The organism is Streptomyces sporangiiformans (genome assembly GCF_005768555.2).
GTDB lineage: Bacteria > Actinomycetota > Actinomycetes > Streptomycetales > Streptomycetaceae > Streptomyces > Streptomyces sporangiiformans.
Map to the genome: position 1 here is coordinate 16878 of NZ_VCHX02000035.1, position 16868 is coordinate 33745.

A 16868-nucleotide genomic window follows, 5' to 3' on the forward strand; every position below is an offset into this window, starting at 1 on the left:
TCATTTCACCGATCCGGCGGTCAGGCCGCGCACGAAGAAGCGGCCCAGCAGGATGTAGACGAGGGCGGTGGGGAGCGCGGCGAGCAGCGCGCCGGCCATGACGGTGTTCCACTGCACGGAGAAGTTCCCGGCGAGGTTGTTGAGTGCCACGGTCACGGGCTGCTGGGTGGGATCCGGTACGACGGTGATGCCGAACAGGAAGTCGTTCCAGATGTTGGTGAACTGGAAGATCGCGCAGACCACGAAGCCCGGCAGGGACAGCGGCAGCATCACCCGCAGGAAGATCGCCGCGTTGGAGCAGCCGTCGACGCGCGCCGCCTCCACCATCTCGTGCGGCAGCTGGTTGAAGTAGTTGCGGAAGATCAGCGTCGTGATGGGGATGCCGTAGATGATGTGGACGAGGATCAGGCCCGGCAGCGTTCCGTACAGATCGACGGACTGGAGGAAGCGCACCAGCGGAACGAGGATCACCTGGTACGGGATGAACATCCCGAGCAGCATCGCGGCGAACAGCACCTTCGCCCCGCGGAACGGGAGTTTGGCCAGGACGAACCCGTTCAGGGCTCCCACGAGCGAGGAGACGATCGTGGCGGGCAGGACCATCAGCAGGCTGTTGCGGACGTTGGGGGACAGCTTCTCCCACGCCTGCTCGACGCCGCTGAAGTCGATGCTCTCGGGCAGCTCCCACATGTGGACGGCGTCGGCCTGGACGGGGGGTTTCAGGGCCGCCATCATCAGCACGTAGACCGGAACCAGGAAGAGCGCGGCGAGCAGGACCAGGGCGACCGCTCCCGCGAGCGGCCCGGTCCCGGGGTACCGGACAGGGCGGCGCCGTGGTGGGGCGGAGATACGGGCGGTACTCATCAGTTCTTCTCCCTGATGACGCTGCGGTAGAGGTACGGCACCATGACTGCGGCCACCAGCAGGAACATGACGACGGAGGCGGCGGCGCCGGTGTTGTAGCGCAGCGCCCGGAAGGTCTGCTCGAAGACGAAGATTCCGGGTACGTCGGTGGCGAAGCCGGGTCCCTGGCCGACCATGGCGTAGACAAGGTCGAAGGACTTCAGGCTGATGTGGCCGAGGAGAATGAGCACGACCGCCGTCACCGGACGGAGCCAGGGCAGGACGATGTGCCAGTGGTAGCGCAGTGTTCCTGCGCCGTCGAGGCTGGCCGCCTCGCGCAGTTCCTCGGGCATGGCGGTCAGCGCGGCGAGGTAGTTGGCCATCACGAAGCCGCCGAGCTGCCAGGACGCGGCGATGACGACCGGGATGAGGGCGAGCGGGACGCCGAGCTCGACCTGGATGAAGTGCCCGCCGGGCAGGATCGGTTCGAGTGCGGATGAGACATCGCCGGCCACCGCTGGGTCGGTGATCCATTTGGGTCCGTGGTCGACGCCGAGCCCTTGAAGGATCAGGTTCGCGCCCGTCGACGGGGTGAAGATCCACCGCCACACCACGCCGGTGACGATGAACGACAGTGCATACGGGAAGAGGAAGACGCCCCGGAAGAACGTCCGGCCGGCCAGCGCGTTGTGGACCAGCAGGGCGAGCACCAGACCGACCACGACGGCCAGGGTGAGGAAGAGGAGCGTGAACACGGTGACGTTCCGCAGGTCCGCCTGGAAGCGCGGAGTGTGGAACATGTCGTCATAGGTCTGGTACAGCGGATCACGGGGCGACAGGTCGGGGTTCAGTCCCTGCCACTTGGACACGGAGACACGGACCGAGTATCCGATGAAGCCGTAGACGAAGATCCCGATCATGATCAGGCTGGGTGTCAGGACGGCGATGCTGAAGCGGTGCTTCCGCCACCGTGAGGACCCGGCCGAGGTCTTCGCGGGCGGTTTCGTCATGTGGGGCGCCGGTGCGGCGGGCCGGGTCAGTACCGGCATGGGGACCTCCTGGGTGGGGCGGCGGGCTGGGCTGGGCCCGCCGCCAGTGACCCGAGTGGGACGGGGGTCAGCCCTTGGCGGCGGTGGCCAGGGCCTGAACGAAGGAGTCCGCGTCCTTGGACTGGACGAACTGGGTGACGGCGTCGTAGAAGGACTGCTGGAACTGCGGGCTCATGGCCTCGCCGTGCACGATCGACTGCACGAGCGAGTCGCCACGGAAGGACTTCGCCGCCTGCTGCTGATAGGCGGGCAGCGAGTCGGTGGGGACGTCGCCGCGGATCGGCGTCGAGCCCTTGTCCTTGCTGAAGGCCAGCTGGACTTCCGGTGAACTGATCACGGAGGCCCACTTGAGCGCCAGCTCCTTGTGCTTGGCGTTCTCGGCCACCACGAAGGTGTCGACCACGGTCACGAAGGTGCCCTTGGTGCCGGGCTGCGGGATGTAGCCGAAGTCGGTGCCGTCCTTCGCGCCGTCCTTGACGAGTTCGCCGTACGCCCAGTCGCCCATGCTCTCCACGGCGCAGTCACCCGAAGCGAGCCGCTTGGTGGCCTGGTCCCAGGAGAGTGCGGACGCGTCCGGGTCCGCGTACGGGAGCATCTTGGCGAACAGCTTTGCCGCCTGCTTGACCTTGGCGTCGTCCCAGTCCGTATTCCCCGAGGTCAGGGAATCCCAGCCGTTCGGGCCGAGCGCGCCAAGCAGGATGTTCTCGAAGAGCTCGGCGGCGGCGAAGGCGTCCTTGCCGCCCAGGCACAGCGGGGTGATGCCCTTGGCCTTGAGCTCGGTGAATGCGTCGACGAGCTGGTCCGGGGTGGTGGAGGCGGTCAGTTCGACGCCCGCTTGGGCGGTGAGCTTCTTGTTGAACCAGAGCACATTGCCCCGGTGGGCGCCGGTGGAGACACCGTACGGTTTGCCGTCCTTGCTGACCGAAGTAACCAGTTCCCGGGGGATGGCACTGTTCAAGCTGTCCTGTTCGTACACTGAGCTGAGGTCGGCGACCAGATGTGAGTTGATGTACTCGCCGATGGCCGCTCCGGGGTGGGTCTGCCAGGTGTCGGGCGGGTTGCTGCCCTGCAGCCGGGTCTGCAGGACGGCCTGTGCGTTGCCGCCGCCTCCGCCCGCGACCGCCCCGTTGACGACCTTGACGCCCGGGTTGTCCTTCTTGAATCCGGCGATCAGCTCCTTCAGTGCGGCGTCCTCCGAGCCGGAGGTCCACCAGGAGAAGACCTCCAGTTGCTTCGCGTCGGATCCGCCGCTTCCGGCGGGCTTGCTCCCGCCGCCACAGGCGGACACGGTGAGCAGGGCTGCCACCGCGGTGGCAGCTGACAGGTATCTGGGTATGCGGTGCTTCATGACGCGGCTCTCCTAGGTCATGGCTTTACGGGCCGTTCGTAACTCCACGTACTGCTGGATCAGTTGGCGGGGCGGGCGACGGCGTCGACAGCGGCGATGGCGTCGAGGAACCAGTAGTCGCCCCACATCACGGACTCGTCGACGCCGAGGCCCTTGGCCTCGTGGTAGCTGCCGTGCTTGAGCAGGCCCTCCCACGCCGGGTCGTCGTGTGCGAGGAAGTCGTCCTCGCACAGCCGGGTGAGGATGCGTACGGCGTAGTCGGCATAGCCGCGGGCCCGGTCGCTGTCCGGTTCCAGCCCGGCCAGCTGCCACAGCCCGCCGGCCGCCGCTGCCGCGGCGGACGACTCGTAGGGACGCTCCGGGTCGGGCTCCTCCCAGTCGTTGGGGGGAACGAGCCGGTCTCCGGTGCGTTCGATGTAGAAGTCGGCGCAGGCGCGGGCCGTGTCGAGGAAGCGGCGGTCGCCGGTGTGCCGGTAGACGGTGCCGAACCCGTACAGGGCCCATGCCTGGCCGCGCGCCCAGGAGCCGTCGTCGGAGTAGCCCTGCTGGGTGGTCTGGCGCAGGAACCTGCCGTCAGTGAGGTCGAAAACTCCCTCATGGGAGGCGCTGCCGTCGCCGCGCACCAGCACCCGGCGGGTGGTGAGGCAGTGTTCGTGGGCGATGCGGGCAAGGTCGGGGTCCCCGGTGCGGCGGGCGGCGTGGAAGATGATCCCGACGTTCATCATGATGTCGATGAAGAGGCTGTCGGGGGCGAGGAAGCTGGGCAGGTACCGGCCCAGCTCGTTGAAGCGGGACGCCGCCGTGCGCCCGGCGTGCACGACGACGTCGTCGCGGGCAGGGTCGCCGGTGGCCTCGTACCAGCGGCGCCAAGTGGACCAGAACAGGAAGCCCAGGTCGTGCACGTTCCGGTCGTCCTTGCGGTGCTCGACGAGCCGGCTGTAGTGCTCGGCCCGTTCCCGGAACCAGGGGTCGCCCGTGTGGTCGGCCAGCATCCACAGCTGCCCGCCGAGGAAGCCTTCGCACCAGTTGGTCCACGCCTCGGCGTCCACCGCCCAGGCCCCGCCCTGGGTGTAGAGAGGGAATCGGTCGGGGTGGCGTTCGACGAGGCCACGGACCTTCGTCGCGGCGGTCCGCCAGGCGCGGTCGGCGGCCGGGGCGAAGGAGGCGGGGACGGTCCAGCCATCCGGGAGGGCGAGCGGCAGCGGCTCGGGCAGGATCGCGTACGTCGTCATGTCACGCCTCCTCGGGCAGCCAGCGGGCCGTGCGGGGGCCGACCTGGAGCTGGATGGTCTTGGTCTCGGTGAAGGCGGTGAGCGCCTGGCGTCCCAGTTCGCGGCCCAGGCCGCTGGCGCCGTAGCCGCCGAAGGGCAGTTCGGGGTAGCCGTCCATCCAGCGGTTGACCCAGACGGTGCCGGCCCGGATGCCGCGCGCGGCCGTCAGCGCCGCGTCGATGTTCCGGGTCCAGATGCCGGCGGAGAGGCCGTACATGGTGGAGTTGGCGATGCGGATCGCGTCGTCGAGGTCGTCGAAGGCGATCAGGGACAGAACCGGACCGAAGATCTCCTCGCGGGCGATGGACATCTCCGGGGTGACCCCGGTGAAGACGGTGGGCTGGTAGAAGCGCCCCGTCCCGGTCGGCAGGCTGAGCCGGTCACCGCCGAGCAGCAGCTGTGCTCCGTCGGCGTTTCCTTCGCCGACGTAGCGTTCGATGGTGTCCAGCTGCTGCTGATTGACGATGGCGCCGACCTTGGTCGTCTCGTCGAGGGGATCGCCGACGGGGACTTGGCGGGAGCGCTCGACGACCGCAGTCTGCAGTTCCTCGGCGATGACGCGGTGGACGAGGACGCGGCTGCCGGAGTTGCAGCACTCGCCGGCGTTGAAGTAGATGCCGAAGACGATGGCGTCCAGCGCCGCGTCGAGGTCGGCGTCGGGGAGGACGATCTGCGGGTTCTTGCCGCCGAGTTCGAGTTCGACGCGTTTGAGCTGCTCGCCGGCGGTGCGGGCGACCAGGCGTCCGACCGCGGTGGAGCCGGTGAAGGAGATCAGGTCGATGCCGGGGTGGGAGGTCAGGGCCGAACCAGTCTCACCTGCGCCGGTCACGGTGTTGACGACACCTTCCGGGATGCCCGCCTCCAGAAGGAGCCGGGTCAGGTGCACGGTGGTGCCGGGGGTGAGCTCGCTGGGCTTGACCACGGCGGTACAGCCGACGGCCAGCGCGAACGGCAGCTTCTGGCTGGCGATCAGCAGCGGGAAGTTCCAGGGCGTGATCACCCCGACGACGCCGACCGGCTCCTGGACGACGAGCGCGAGGACGTCCTCGCCCAGTTGGTTGTGGGCGTCGCCGTAGGAGTGCCGGGCGAGGGTTGCCGCGTACTCCCACAGTCCGGCGCTGCCCTCGATCTCGTCGCGAGCCTGGGAGATCGGCTTCCCACTCTCCAGCACCTCGGTGCGGGCGAGCTGTTCGGCGTCTCGGCGGATCAACTCGGCGACCCTGTACAGCAGTTGGGCGCGCTCGGCACCGGACATCCGGGGCCAGGGGCCCTCGTCGAAGGCACGGCGGGCAGCACGCACAGCGTTGTCCACATCGGCGGCCCGGGCCTGCGGGTAGCGGCCGACGACCACGTCGTGGGCCGGGCTCTCGCGTTCGAACCACTCGTCGACCGCGGAACCGACGTCCTTGCCGTCGATGACCATCAGCCGTTCTACGGCAGTGATCTGATGGGTGGTCATTTTCAATACCTCGATCTCGTGCTCGTCCGCGTGGTGGCGGTCAACGCCCGTGAAAGTGCGGGGCGCGGCGCTCGTGGAAGGCGCGGACCCCTTCGGCGAGGTCCTCGGTGGCCGAGGTCAGGCCGCCGCCGAGGACCTCCAGTACGCGGCTGGGGGCGCCCTCGGCCGCGGCGTCGATCAGCTGCTTGGCGATCTGGACGGCTGTCGGTGCACCGGCGGACAGCCGGTCGACCAGGTCCGTCACGGCGGCCTCGGCAGCGTCCGGTTCCGGGCACGCCGTGGCGAGGCCCCACGCGGTGGCCGTCGGCCCGTCCAACTGCTGCCGAGCCAGGACGACCTGCTTGGCGCGGGCCCGGCCGACCAGCTCGGTCAGCCGCTCGGTGCCTCCCCAGCCGGGGACGGTTCCCAGGCCGACCTCGGGCAGGCTGAGCCGGGCGCCCGCGGTGACGATCCTGAAGTCGCAGGCGAGCGCGAGTTCCAGCCCGCCGCCCGCGGCCACCCCGTGCACCACGGCCACCGTGGGCTGGCGCAGCGAAGCGAGCAGGTCGAAGACGCGGTGGCCGCGGGCGGTCCACTCCCGCCACATCTCGACGGGGGTGAGGGAGGAGAAGCGGTTGATGTCCGCGCCGACGCAGAACGCCTTCGGGCCGGCGCCTCGTAGGACGACCACTCGGGCGTCACTTGCGGCGACGGTGCGGAGTGCCGCTTCGAGGTCGTCCAGCATCTCGGGAGTGAGCGCGTTGAGCTTGGCGGACCGGTCGAGGAGAATCGTGGCGACGTGGCCTTCGGTCTTGACCTGTACGGCGCCCGCACCATCGTTGATGGTCATACGACGCTCCCGCCGAGGTCTCGGGCCAGCTTCTCGGCGGCGCGCAGGACGACCGCCCAGATGGTGAGCGTCGGGTTGATGCCGGGGCAGCTGGGGAAGGCCGAGCCGCCGTAGACGTGCAGGCCCGGGGTGTCGTGAACGGCCAGCCACGGGTCGAGGACCGTGCCGGTGGGATCCTCGCCGAAACGGGTGCCGCCCAGGTCGTGGCTGGAGCCGACGCCGGTGAAGTGCGGACCTTCCCACGTGGTGGCCGCGCCCATCTCGCGAAGGATCATGTCGGCCTGCCCGCCCATCCAGGCCGCGAGCCGACGCTCGTTCTCGCGCAGCCGGTAAGTGACGCGGACCACCGGCATGCCCACGCCGGATCGGTCGCGGTGTCGTGGGTCGAGGTCAACGAAGTGCCCGGCGTACGGGAGCGAGTCCGGCTGGATCCGCACCACGCCCTGGTGCTGCCAGCGCAGCAGGTGGTCGCGGTAGGACCGCCCCCAGGGGCGGACGTCGGGCGGCAGGCACTCCCGGCTTATCTGGAGTGGCAGGAACTGCTGCTCGGCGCCGAGGGTGGCGCCTCCGAGGAAGCCGTGCGTCGCGAAGTCGAACTGCTCGGCGACGTAGTCGTCCAGCACCACGCCCTGGGCCGCCGGACCGGTGTGCCGGTTGAAGTACACGCCAGGGAAGTAGCCGTTGACGTGGGCGAACATCTTGGTCATGTAGTGCTTGCCGAGCTGGCCGGTGTTGTTACCCAGTCCGTCGGGATGCTTGCTGTCCGCGGAGACGAACATCAGCCGCAGGTTCTCGTACGTGTAGGCGGACAGGATCACGGCACGGGCATGCTGAGTGCGCACCCTGCCGTTCGGGTCGAGGTACTCGACTCCGACGGCTTTCCCGGTGGAGTCGAGCAGGACGCGGGTGACGCGGCAGTGGGTGCGCAGCTCGAACCTGCCGGTCCGCAGAGCCTGCGGCACCGGGCCGAGCCCGGGGTGCCACCGCTCCCCGCTGCTGGTGCCGAGCCCGTTGCTCCACGCCGAGTAGGTCGTCGCGGGCCGACCGCCGTACTCGACGGTGTTGACGCCCACGGGCACGGCATGCGGATGCAGGCCCCGGGCCTCGGTCGAAGTACGGAACCGCTCGCCGAGGGAGAAGGGCCGCATCGGGGGCATCGGCAGCGGCTTGCTGCGTTCGATGTACGGGTTGGACTCGTCGCCGGCCACACCGATCAGGTGCTCCAGGCGTGTGTAGTACGGCTCCAACTCGTCATACGTGACCGGCCAGTCGGCGAGGGTGCAGTCCTCGGGGAGCACGTCTCGCCCGTACTGCCCGGTGATGCGGGTCAGCGGCCGGAAGTGCCAGGGGTGAAAGCGGCGCAGCCAGGCGCCGTAGTGGCCGGCCGAGCCGCCGACGCCGTTGACCATCCGGCCGAGCGAGAACGTCGCCTCCAGGGTCTCGGCGTCGTCCCCGTCCTGGCGCCAACGAGGCGTCTCCGTCTGGAACTTGGGCCCGAGTCCGGCGCGGGCGTAGTAGGCGTCGCCGAGCTCGTCGGGCCGGAAGTCGTCCTTGGCGCGCCAGGGGCCCGCCTCCAGGCCTACGACGGACAGGCCGGCCTCGGCAAAGGTCTGGGCGACCAGTCCGCCCATGGCGCCGACGCCCACGAGCAGGACGTCCACTTCGTCCGTGGACCGGGGCGAGAGGGCGTTGCGGTACGCCTCGCGCGTCCACTCCTCCTCCGCCTCGTCGTGAGGCAGCGTGTCCGCGACATCGGCCAGGGCGCGGACGACTCCGTCCTTGGTCACCGGCTCCGTGGAGAGGTTCTCCTCGGCGGAGTTCTCCAGCCAGACGCCGGGGTGGCCGAGCAGCCGCCAACCCGCCTCCTCACGGTTGCCGCCGTAGGCCGGATCGGCGAACAGCCCCTCTTGGAGATGGGCGCGGATCTGCGCGAAGGCGAGCTGCTGCTCGTCGGGGCCGAGCGGTGCGTCGAGTCCACCCTCGCTGAAGTGCTGTACGAGCGCGTCCTGTTGGTCGGTGCGCAGGTCAGCGAAACCGTGGCCGAAGGTGCTGCGCGCCGAGGCGTCGAGGGATGCGAGGACGGCCTGGTAGAGGGGGACGTGGCGGCTGTCGTGGCCGGCGAGGGCGCGGTCGACGTAGTCGAGGACGCCGATGGCACGGGCCCCGGGGCCGTTGTCGTCCGCGGGGAAGAGCCGTTCGAAGAGAGCGTCTGCGACGTGCGCCTCGGTAGCGGTCAGCGCGGTGCGGGCCGCGCCGGACGGGAAGGAGATCCCCGACGGGGATGTCCCGGGCGAGGGGGTGGTCATCGCATACCTGCCTTGGTGTGGTGCGGGGTGTCGAGTGCCAGGCCTACGGGTTCAGGGCGGAACAGCCGCGCATCCATCTCGCGCAGGTCGTCCGCGACGGCCGGCGGGAAGGCGGCCTTGTCGAGTACGTCCCTCTGAAGATCGGCACCGGGTGCGATCTCGATGACGGTGAGGCCCTGTTCGCGCAGTTCGAGCACACAGCGCTCGGTGACGTAGCGGACACGGCGGCCCTGGGCGAGGGCACGACGGCCGGAGAAGGTGACCGCGCTGACGCGTTCCACGAGCTTGGGCACGGCGCCGTCCTGGCGGATGATCAGTCGGCCTTCCTCGATGGCTATGTCGCGCCGTCCGGCGGTGAAGTTGCCGCTGAAGATGATGTTCGGCGCCGCGGAGGTGATGTCGGCGAAGCCTCCGACGCCGGCGGTGACGTGGCGGCGGCCGGGCAGATGGTGCACGTTGACGTCGCCGAACTGGTCGATCTCCAGGAAGGAGAGCATGGCGCACTGGAAGCCGCCGCCCTGCAGCAACGTGAACTGGTCGATGCTGGGCATCAGGGCCTGCGGATTGAGCGCACAGCCGAACGCGAACCCGGTGAGGGGCACTCCGCCGACGGCGCCCTGCTCGATGACCCAGGTGACGGCGTCGGCGTGGCCTTCCTCGACGAGGACCCTGGGGATCAGGGCGGAAATGCCGAAGCCGAGATTGACGGTGTCGTCTTTGCACAGCTCCTGCGCGGCTCGCCGGGCGATGACCTTCTCCAGGCCCCAAGGTGCCGGTTCGACGACCTCCAGCGGTCGGCGGATCTGGCCGCTGATCGCGGGATCGTAGACGGTCTGCGTGGTCTGCCATTGCTCCTCGTGCACCACCAGAGCGTCGACGAGGATGCCAGGCACGCGTACCTGGCGGGGATCCAGGGTGCCCGCGGCAGCGACCCGCTTGACCTGGGCGATGACGATCCCGCCGTTGTTGTGCGCGGCGTATGCCTGGTCCAGCGCGCCCAGCGTGGAGCCCTCGTCCTCGAAGGTGAGATTGCCGCACTCGTCGGCGGTGGTCGCCCGGACGATCGCCACGTCGGGGCGGACCGCGGGGTAGAACAGCCACTCCTGGCCTTCCCGCGATTCGAGGGTGACGAGATCTTCGGTGGTGGCGGAGTTCATCCGGCCGCCCTGGTGACGGGGGTCGACAAACGTGTCAAGGCCGACCTCGCTGAGGATTCCCGGCTGGCGGGCGGCACCCGCCCTGTGCATCTGGAACAGCGCGCCGGAGGGGAGGTTGTACGCCTCGACCTCATCGGCCTCGATCATCTTCCAGATGCGGGGCGGTTCGGCGGACGACGGCCCGCTGGGATATGAGCCGGCGACGATCCGGGACAGCAGCCCCGGCTGCGCCAGGTGGTCGATGCCGGGGACGCCGTACATGTCACCGGCCGCGATGGGGTGCACCGTGGTCAGTCCGCACGGTTTACCCGTCTGTGCGAAGTGTTCACCGATACCGGCGAGGACGGCGTCCGGGCAACCCAGCGCGGAGGAGGAACTCACCGAGACGACCGCTCCGTCCGGGATCAGCTCGGCCGCCTCGACGGCGGTCACCGCGGGCACAGTTCGCATGGAGATGCCTTTCCTTCTTCTTGGGGGCACGGTCAGGCAGGCGAGTGGTCAGCGCGCTGTGGCGGGGGCGAGGTCGACGGGTGTCGTACGCCCGGTGCGGGCGGCCTCCTGGACGGCGAGGGCTACCGCGAGCGCGTGCACTCCCTGCGAGCCGGTGACGGTCGGCTCCCCCGCGCCACAGACCGCGCGGGCAAAGTCCTCCAGGACGACCTCGTACAGATCACGTCGGCCGGGTACGTCGATCTCCCGGGAGCCGGCGGCGTCGTGCAGGTGGACCGTGCCGACCGGGTTCTGGGTCATGACGTCGACCGCGGTGATCGACCCGCCGGTGCCGTGGACCTCCAGGCCGGTGCGGGCGTGGGCGACGGTGAACGCGTCGTGGGTCTGGGTCAGTACGCCTTCGCCGTAGCGGACGACACTCATCGCGGCGTCCTCGACCGCCGCCTCCCACGGGCCCTGGCGCACCGCCAGGGCCGTGGCCTCGACGGGCGTGCCGAACAGCGCGTTGGTGACCGAGGCGTCGTGGCAGGTGATGTCGAGTACGACCCCTGCTCCGGCGCCCGGGTCACGCAGCCGCCAGCCGCGCAGCCGTTCCGGCAGCGCCACGGCGTGGGACACCCGGGCCGCCAGAGGCCGCCCCACCGCGCCGGCCGCGACGAGTTCGCGGATGCGGCGATGGGTGGCGGCACCGGGCAGATGGTGGTTCACACCCAGCACCACGCCCGCGGTCCGGCAGGCCTCGACCATCGACCAGGCGTCGGCGAGGGAGAGCGCGAGCGGCTTCTCACACAGCACGTGCTTGCCGGCGGCGGCAGCGGCGAGCGTGTGGGGCAGGTGCAGTTCGTTGGTCGTACTGATGTAGACGGCGTCGACGTCGTCCCGGGCGAGCAGGTCCTCGACGCTGGTGGTGGTGTGGGGGACGCCGTGCACACCCGCCCAGACGGTGGCGCGCAGTGCCGATGAAGAGCAGAGCGCGGTGACACTGTGGCCGAGCCCCCGCATGGCCGGGATCATCCGGGTGGCCGCGATGTCGCTGGCTCCGATCAGGCCCCAGCGGAGTCCGGTCGAGGGCGCTCTCATCGCGTGTCCGGGGTGTGCGGGGCGGAGCCGTCCTGGCTCCGGGTGGACTCGCGCACCTTCAGTTCCGGTGTCAGGAGCACGGTGTGCGGCTGGAGGTCCGGTTCCTCGATGCGGCGGAGCAGGAGCTCCGCCGCTTCGGCGCCGGTCTGGTCGGGATGCGTGGCGACCGTGGTGAGCGAGGGGTGCTGCAGGGCGGCGTCGGGGACGTCGTCGAAGCCCGCGACGGCCACTTCCCGGCCCGCCTCGACGCCCCGCGCCCGGAGCGCGGAGATCGCGCCGAACGCCACCACGTCGCTGTAGCAGACGATCGCGTCGTACGGTCGGCCGGTCTCGGCGAGCAGTTCGACCGCACGCTCGCCGCCGTCGCGGTCGGCGCTGGTGGCAATCGACAGGGCGGGGTCGAGGGCGAGCCCATGTCCCTCCAGTGCGGTGCGCAGCCCCTGCTCACGCTCCACTCGTGCCGTGGAACGGGGCGGGCCACCGAGGAAGGCGACGTGTTGTCGCCCGGACCGCACCAGGTGATCGCCGAGCAGCTGTCCCGCCGCCCGGTTGTCCACCCCGATGTAGTCCGCCTGGTGACTGGGCACATGGCGCGTGACCAGCACATGGGGGGTTCCTGACGCGCCCAGGGACTTCTGGAGCATGTCGCCGCTGGTGTCGTACGAGGGAACCAGCAGCATCCCGTCCACCCGGTGCTCGCTCATCGCCTCCAGCAACCGCGTCTGTCGCTCCTGGTCGTCGTGGCTGTAGCCGAGCAGCAGCGTGTAGCCGCGCTTGTACAGCACACGCTCGATCGCCATCGTCAGCTCGGCGAAGTACGGGTTGCGCACGTTCGTCGCGACGAGGGCCACCGTCATCGACCGCTGGGCACGCAGGTTCGCCGCCCGCCGGTCGTACACGTAACCCAGCTGCTCCATGGCTTCGCGAACGCGCGCCTTCGTCGCCGCGGACACCCGGGAGCTGTCCCGCACCACGAGGGACACCGTGGCCTTGGAGACTCCGGAGGCCGCCGCGACGTCGCTGAGGGTGACTCTTGGCATCTCTTCCCCACTGCCTAGTAGATCGGTCTACTTGCTGATGCACAGGACTGTCGGCCGCGTTGCGTCCATGCGTCAAGAGGTGCGACATAAGTTTCCGGAAAAGATGCGTTGATTCGCAGGTACGGCAGGTATTCGCCTTGACAGATGCCGCATGCTCGCGCAAGCGTGGAGCCAGAACTTGGTATATCGATCTACCAACCGTCGTGTGAGTAACGGCAACGTTCCACTGACCGGCGGCGACTGGAGTGCGACCACTCCCACCCACGAGGAGCCGCCGTGTCGCACTCACCGAGAACCCACCGTCGCCGTGCCCTCCGTCCCCTCCCCCTCCTGGCCGCCGGCGCGCTCGTGGCGACCGCCGTCGTCGTACTCCCCCAGTTCACCGACCAGGCTTCGGCCGCCACGACCCTGCGCGGCTACGCCGATGCCCGCGGCGTGAAGATCGGCGCCGCGGTCTCCGACGGACCGCTGCGCACCGAGTCGGCGTACACCACCGTGCTGGACCGCGAGTTCAACTCGGTCACCGCCGAGAACGCGATGAAGTGGGACGCGCTGGAGCCGAGCCGGGGCAGCTACAACTGGGGCGCCGCGGACCGGCTCGTCGCGCACGCGAGTGTCCACAAGCAAGGCGTACGCGGCCACACCCTCGCCTGGTACAGCCAGCTCCCGTCCTGGCTCAAGAACGGCAACTTCTCCGCCTCCGAGCTGAACACGATCCTGAAGAAGCACATCGACACGACCGTCGGCCGCTACAAGGGCAAGATCTACGCCTGGGACGTCATCAACGAGACGTTCAACGAGGACGGCTCGATGCGCGGCTCGCTGTGGCAGAACAAGCTGGGCACCGGCTACATCGCCAACGCCCTGCGCTGGGCCCACGCCGCCGACCCGGCCGCGAAGCTGTACATCAACGACTACAACATCGAGGCGGACAACGCGAAGAGCGACGGCCTGTACAACCTGGCCAAGCAACTCCTCTCCCAGGGCGTCCCGTTGCACGGCATCGGTTTCCAGTCCCATTTCGTGGTGGGCGGGGTACCGAGCTCGATGAAGGCGAACCTGAAGCGCTTCTCGGACCTCGGTCTGGAAGTCTCCGTCACGGAACTCGACATCCGCATCCCGCTGCCCGCCTCCAGCGCCGAACTCGCCCAGCAGTCCACCGACTACAAGACGGCGACCGAGAACTGCCTCGGTGTCCCCCGGTGCGCCGGCATCACGGTCTGGGGCATCACCGACAAGTACTCCTGGGTCCCGGGCACCTTCAACGGTTACGGCGCGGCCCTCCCGTACAACGAGAGCTACGCGGCGAAGCCGTCCTACACCGGTCTGTCGAACGGACTCAACCCGGCGGCCTGACGGCCTGACGACCGACGAGACCGAGGAAGTCGGTGCTGTCCGCCCACTGGTCCACGCCGCCGGTCAACGGCTGGGAGCACAGCTCCGGGTCGGTGACCGTGCGGCTCAGGGCCTGCGCGAAACGCTCGGCGTGCAATACCAGGAACGGGCGGCTGTGGTAGCGGCGGCGGGCGGGGTCGACCGGCTCCGCGAGTCCGGACGCGTTCTGCAGGGCGCCTGCCTTCTCGTAGGCGTCGCACAGGTGCCGTTCCCGGTCCGCGTACTCCGTCGCGGCGAGCGCCCCGCGCAGCGACAAAGTGAGGTCCGCGGCCACCGGCAGCCGCGCGAAGGCGCTGCCCAGCCATTTGCTGTACGGGGCGTACGTCCGCTCCAACAGCAGGCACAGCCGCATCAGGTCGCGGACCAGCCGCGCGGTGACCACCGCCGAGCCGAGCTCGTCCCCGACCTCCGCGCAGCGACCGACGAACGCCTCCTCCTGGGAGAGCCGCTGCCACTGGCAGGCGAGCAGGTGACGCCACACCTGGTCCGGGTACCAGGTGAGGCGCCGCCGTACGGCGTCCAGCCCGAGCCCGTCGTGGAAGACGGCGCCCGCCGTCACTTCGGCCAGCCGCTGTTGGGGGATGGACAGCCAGTCCCGCGTGGTCGGTTCGGCGGCGAGCGCGTCGACGCCGAGCTGTGTCACGGCCCACGGCCCGAGCCCGTCCACCGACACCCGGTGATCGACGGGCCCGTCCGCCGGCTCCATGTGCCCCGACACCGGATCCAGCGCGTCGTCGTCCCGGCGGCGGAAGTGGGTGGGCCAACCGCGCACCTCCTTGGGCAGACGCTCGGCCAGCAGCCGGTGAATCCGCTCCCCGTGCTCGGTGACGTCCTCGGCCGACAGGAACAGGTTCAGCCGCGGCCCCCACTCGTGATCCGCCGACCGCGGTGTGTCGAAGCCCAGCACCTCCGAGCCCGAGCCGACGCGCGCGGCCGTGTACCGAAGCCCGGGGTACGCCTCGGCCAGGATCGGCCGCACCGCCTCCTCGTACAGGACCCGGGAGAGCTCGAGCCCGGGGAGGAACGCGGCGGGGGGTGAGGGAGGCCGTGGGCTGGTTGGTGAGGTGGGAGATGTCGGCATGCGGTCACTCTGCCGGGCCGGGCCGCCGCGAACCACCGGATTACGTCTGGGCCTTCGGCCGCTTGGCAGCCAACCCCGGAAGGCACGTGCCCGTCCTACAGGGCACCATGTTCACCGCAAGCATCATCGGCCCCCTGGCCTCATCGGTTCGCCAGCTGCTTGATTTCGCCTGGATACACACCCGGGCCTGTGCCTTCGCCATCGCGCTGCTGTCCGGGGTGGCGGCGTCCACCGTGTTGCCGGATCTCCCCGTAGCCCGCTACGACCTGCTCGTCGCCTACGGCGTGCTGCTCACCCTGCTGTTCTGGCTGCGTGGCTGGGAGGACGGGCGGGACCTCGCCGTCATCGCCGTCTGCCACGTCATAGGCCTGGCCTTCGAGCTGGTGAAGGTGTCCCTCGGCTCGTGGAGCTATCCGGAGCCGGCCGTGCTGAAATTCGCGGGCGTGCCGCTGTACGGAGGATTCCTGTACGCGGCTGTCGGCAGCTACGTCTGCCGGGCCTGGCACCTGTTCGACCTGGAACTGGTCCGCTACCGACCGCGGTCGACAGCGGCTGTGGCCGCAGCCATTTACGTCAACTTCTTCACCCATCACTGGCTGCCCGACGCGCGCCGGCCGCTGGCCGTACTGCTCCTCGCAGTCACTGCGGGCACCTCGGTGCGTTACACGGTGCGCGGTGTACGCCGACGCATGCCCGTGGCGTTGTCGTTCGTCCTGATCGGTTTCTTCCTGTGGGTGGCCGAGAACCTCGCCACCTATCTGGGCGCTTGGCGCTACCCGTACCAGCTCGATGGCTGGCAGCCTGTCGGAGTCGACAAGTTCGGCGCCTGGACGCTGCTGATCAGCATCACCTTCGTACTGGCAGCGGTCGGCCGATCGCGGCACAAGGACAACGCCGGACCCAGTGCCACTGGCTGAAGCGGCGGACGTCCTTCATGCCTCCGAGGTACTGCTGGCTGCCGGGATCCGGCAGTCGGCACGGCATCGTTTCGTCTGGCGCTGATGGTCACCGGTGGTGCGGCGCGATCCGAGGGAGTGCGGCTCGAACGAATGCGACATCCGCTGCGTCGGTGTTCATGAGGCCGGGCGCGTTCTTCGGGACGGAGGGCGGTGTCCTCGGCCTCCGCAGCATCCACTGAGCAGGAGCTGACGCTCCAAGACAAGGTGTGTCGATGAGAGTTGTACTCCCGGTCGGCCGGAGCGGATCCGTGTGGACACTGCTGGCGGCAGTCACCGTGACGGCGTCCGTCGCCTGCACTTCTTCGAGCGGTGGCGTCGAGTCCGCGTCGTCCTGTGCGTTTCTGGTCGACTACGAGACCCGAAGGTACTCGGAGGTGGCCAACGTCGATTTCACGGTCGGGGAAAAGCTCGGTACCGCTACCCACCCGCCGTGCGACGACACACCGAACAACGATGACGACGGCAGCACCGCGACCCCGACGACGGCCTATGAAGTCGAAGGGCTGGACCCCGGCGTCGCCATCGCGGTGGGAGGCACCCCCCAGCGATGCTGTCTTCGTCGCCGTCCGCTCCGGCCAGGGGCTTCCGCCTGAAGTCAAGA

The 16868-nt window shown here is 69.5% G+C and carries 14 protein-coding genes; 3 read left to right on the plus strand and 11 right to left on the minus strand.

Annotation, left to right across the window (positions count from 1 at the left end; translation table 11 throughout):
• The 10 genes from FGD71_RS01690 to FGD71_RS01735 form a co-directional block, all read right to left on the minus strand.
• A complete protein-coding gene (locus FGD71_RS01690) occupies positions 1-864 on the minus strand; it encodes a carbohydrate ABC transporter permease (protein ID WP_119098551.1) in 864 nt (287 codons plus the stop codon).
• The gene (locus FGD71_RS01695) at positions 864-1892 is read right to left on the minus strand and encodes a carbohydrate ABC transporter permease (RefSeq protein ID WP_205571074.1); all 1029 of its coding nucleotides are present in this window, start codon (positions 1890-1892) and stop codon (positions 864-866) included. Before FGD71_RS01695 ends, FGD71_RS01690 begins: the two co-directional genes overlap by 1 nt.
• Before the next feature lie 67 nt (positions 1893-1959).
• Positions 1960-3240: an ABC transporter substrate-binding protein gene (locus FGD71_RS01700; RefSeq protein ID WP_119098552.1), complete on the minus strand. Its 1281-nt coding sequence runs from the start codon at positions 3238-3240 to the stop codon at positions 1960-1962.
• Positions 3241-3299: 59 nt separating this feature from the next.
• Complete coding sequence (locus FGD71_RS01705) at positions 3300-4472, minus strand: glycoside hydrolase family 88 protein (RefSeq protein ID WP_119098553.1); 1173 nt, start codon at positions 4470-4472, stop codon at positions 3300-3302.
• A gap of 1 nt (position 4473) precedes the next feature.
• Positions 4474-5970, minus strand: a complete 1497-nt coding sequence (locus FGD71_RS01710; protein ID WP_119098554.1) for an aldehyde dehydrogenase family protein — start codon at positions 5968-5970, stop codon at positions 4474-4476.
• Positions 5971-6010: 40 nt separating this feature from the next.
• Positions 6011-6799 (minus strand): enoyl-CoA hydratase/isomerase family protein, encoded by a 789-nt coding sequence (locus FGD71_RS01715; protein ID WP_119098555.1) that lies wholly within the window; start codon positions 6797-6799, stop codon positions 6011-6013.
• Positions 6796-9105, minus strand: a complete 2310-nt coding sequence (locus FGD71_RS01720) for a GMC family oxidoreductase (RefSeq protein WP_119098556.1) — start codon at positions 9103-9105, stop codon at positions 6796-6798. Before FGD71_RS01720 ends, FGD71_RS01715 begins: the two co-directional genes overlap by 4 nt.
• The gene (locus tag FGD71_RS01725) at positions 9102-10712 is read right to left on the minus strand and encodes an acyl CoA:acetate/3-ketoacid CoA transferase (RefSeq protein WP_119098557.1); all 1611 of its coding nucleotides are present in this window, start codon (positions 10710-10712) and stop codon (positions 9102-9104) included. Before FGD71_RS01725 ends, FGD71_RS01720 begins: the two co-directional genes overlap by 4 nt.
• Before the next feature lie 48 nt (positions 10713-10760).
• On the minus strand, positions 10761-11792 hold the full coding sequence (locus FGD71_RS01730; protein ID WP_119098558.1) for a Gfo/Idh/MocA family protein: 1032 nt from the start codon (positions 11790-11792) through the stop codon (positions 10761-10763).
• On the minus strand, positions 11789-12832 hold the full coding sequence (locus FGD71_RS01735; RefSeq protein ID WP_119098559.1) for a LacI family DNA-binding transcriptional regulator: 1044 nt from the start codon (positions 12830-12832) through the stop codon (positions 11789-11791). Before FGD71_RS01735 ends, FGD71_RS01730 begins: the two co-directional genes overlap by 4 nt.
• A 276-nt stretch (positions 12833-13108) precedes the next feature.
• On the opposite strand from FGD71_RS01735, the gene FGD71_RS01740 reads away from it, so the two are divergent.
• The gene (locus tag FGD71_RS01740; protein WP_119098560.1) at positions 13109-14188 is read left to right on the plus strand and encodes a glycoside hydrolase family 10 protein; all 1080 of its coding nucleotides are present in this window, start codon (positions 13109-13111) and stop codon (positions 14186-14188) included.
• On the opposite strand, the gene FGD71_RS01745 is transcribed toward FGD71_RS01740, so the two are convergent.
• Positions 14172-15308: a DUF4037 domain-containing protein gene (locus FGD71_RS01745; protein WP_119098561.1), complete on the minus strand. Its 1137-nt coding sequence runs from the start codon at positions 15306-15308 to the stop codon at positions 14172-14174. The genes FGD71_RS01740 and FGD71_RS01745 overlap by 17 nt on opposite strands.
• 107 nt (positions 15309-15415) lie before the next feature.
• On the opposite strand from FGD71_RS01745, the gene FGD71_RS01750 reads away from it, so the two are divergent.
• The gene (locus tag FGD71_RS01750) at positions 15416-16225 is read left to right on the plus strand and encodes a DUF817 domain-containing protein (RefSeq protein WP_119098629.1); all 810 of its coding nucleotides are present in this window, start codon (positions 15416-15418) and stop codon (positions 16223-16225) included.
• 254 nt (positions 16226-16479) lie between these two features.
• Complete coding sequence (locus FGD71_RS01755; RefSeq protein WP_240436340.1) at positions 16480-16860, plus strand: DUF6281 family protein; 381 nt, start codon at positions 16480-16482, stop codon at positions 16858-16860.
• The last annotated feature ends 8 nt before the right edge of the window (positions 16861-16868 follow it).

Coding starts and splice junctions, on each gene's coding strand:
- FGD71_RS01690 (WP_119098551.1), bottom strand. CDS start 864: ATGAGTACCGCCCGTATCTCCGCCCCACCACGGCGCCGCCCTGTCCGG.
- FGD71_RS01695 (WP_205571074.1), bottom strand. CDS start 1,892: ATGCCGGTACTGACCCGGCCCGCCGCACCGGCGCCCCACATGACGAAA.
- FGD71_RS01700 (WP_119098552.1), bottom strand. CDS start 3,240: ATGAAGCACCGCATACCCAGATACCTGTCAGCTGCCACCGCGGTGGCA.
- FGD71_RS01705 (WP_119098553.1), bottom strand. CDS start 4,472: ATGACGACGTACGCGATCCTGCCCGAGCCGCTGCCGCTCGCCCTCCCG.
- FGD71_RS01710 (WP_119098554.1), bottom strand. CDS start 5,970: ATGACCACCCATCAGATCACTGCCGTAGAACGGCTGATGGTCATCGAC.
- FGD71_RS01715 (WP_119098555.1), bottom strand. CDS start 6,799: ATGACCATCAACGATGGTGCGGGCGCCGTACAGGTCAAGACCGAAGGC.
- FGD71_RS01720 (WP_119098556.1), bottom strand. CDS start 9,105: ATGACCACCCCCTCGCCCGGGACATCCCCGTCGGGGATCTCCTTCCCG.
- FGD71_RS01725 (WP_119098557.1), bottom strand. CDS start 10,712: ATGCGAACTGTGCCCGCGGTGACCGCCGTCGAGGCGGCCGAGCTGATC.
- FGD71_RS01730 (WP_119098558.1), bottom strand. CDS start 11,792: ATGAGAGCGCCCTCGACCGGACTCCGCTGGGGCCTGATCGGAGCCAGC.
- FGD71_RS01735 (WP_119098559.1), bottom strand. CDS start 12,832: ATGCCAAGAGTCACCCTCAGCGACGTCGCGGCGGCCTCCGGAGTCTCC.
- FGD71_RS01745 (WP_119098561.1), bottom strand. CDS start 15,308: ATGCCGACATCTCCCACCTCACCAACCAGCCCACGGCCTCCCTCACCC.
- FGD71_RS01750 (WP_119098629.1), top strand. CDS start 15,416: ATGTTCACCGCAAGCATCATCGGCCCCCTGGCCTCATCGGTTCGCCAG.
- FGD71_RS01755 (WP_240436340.1), top strand. CDS start 16,480: ATGAGAGTTGTACTCCCGGTCGGCCGGAGCGGATCCGTGTGGACACTG.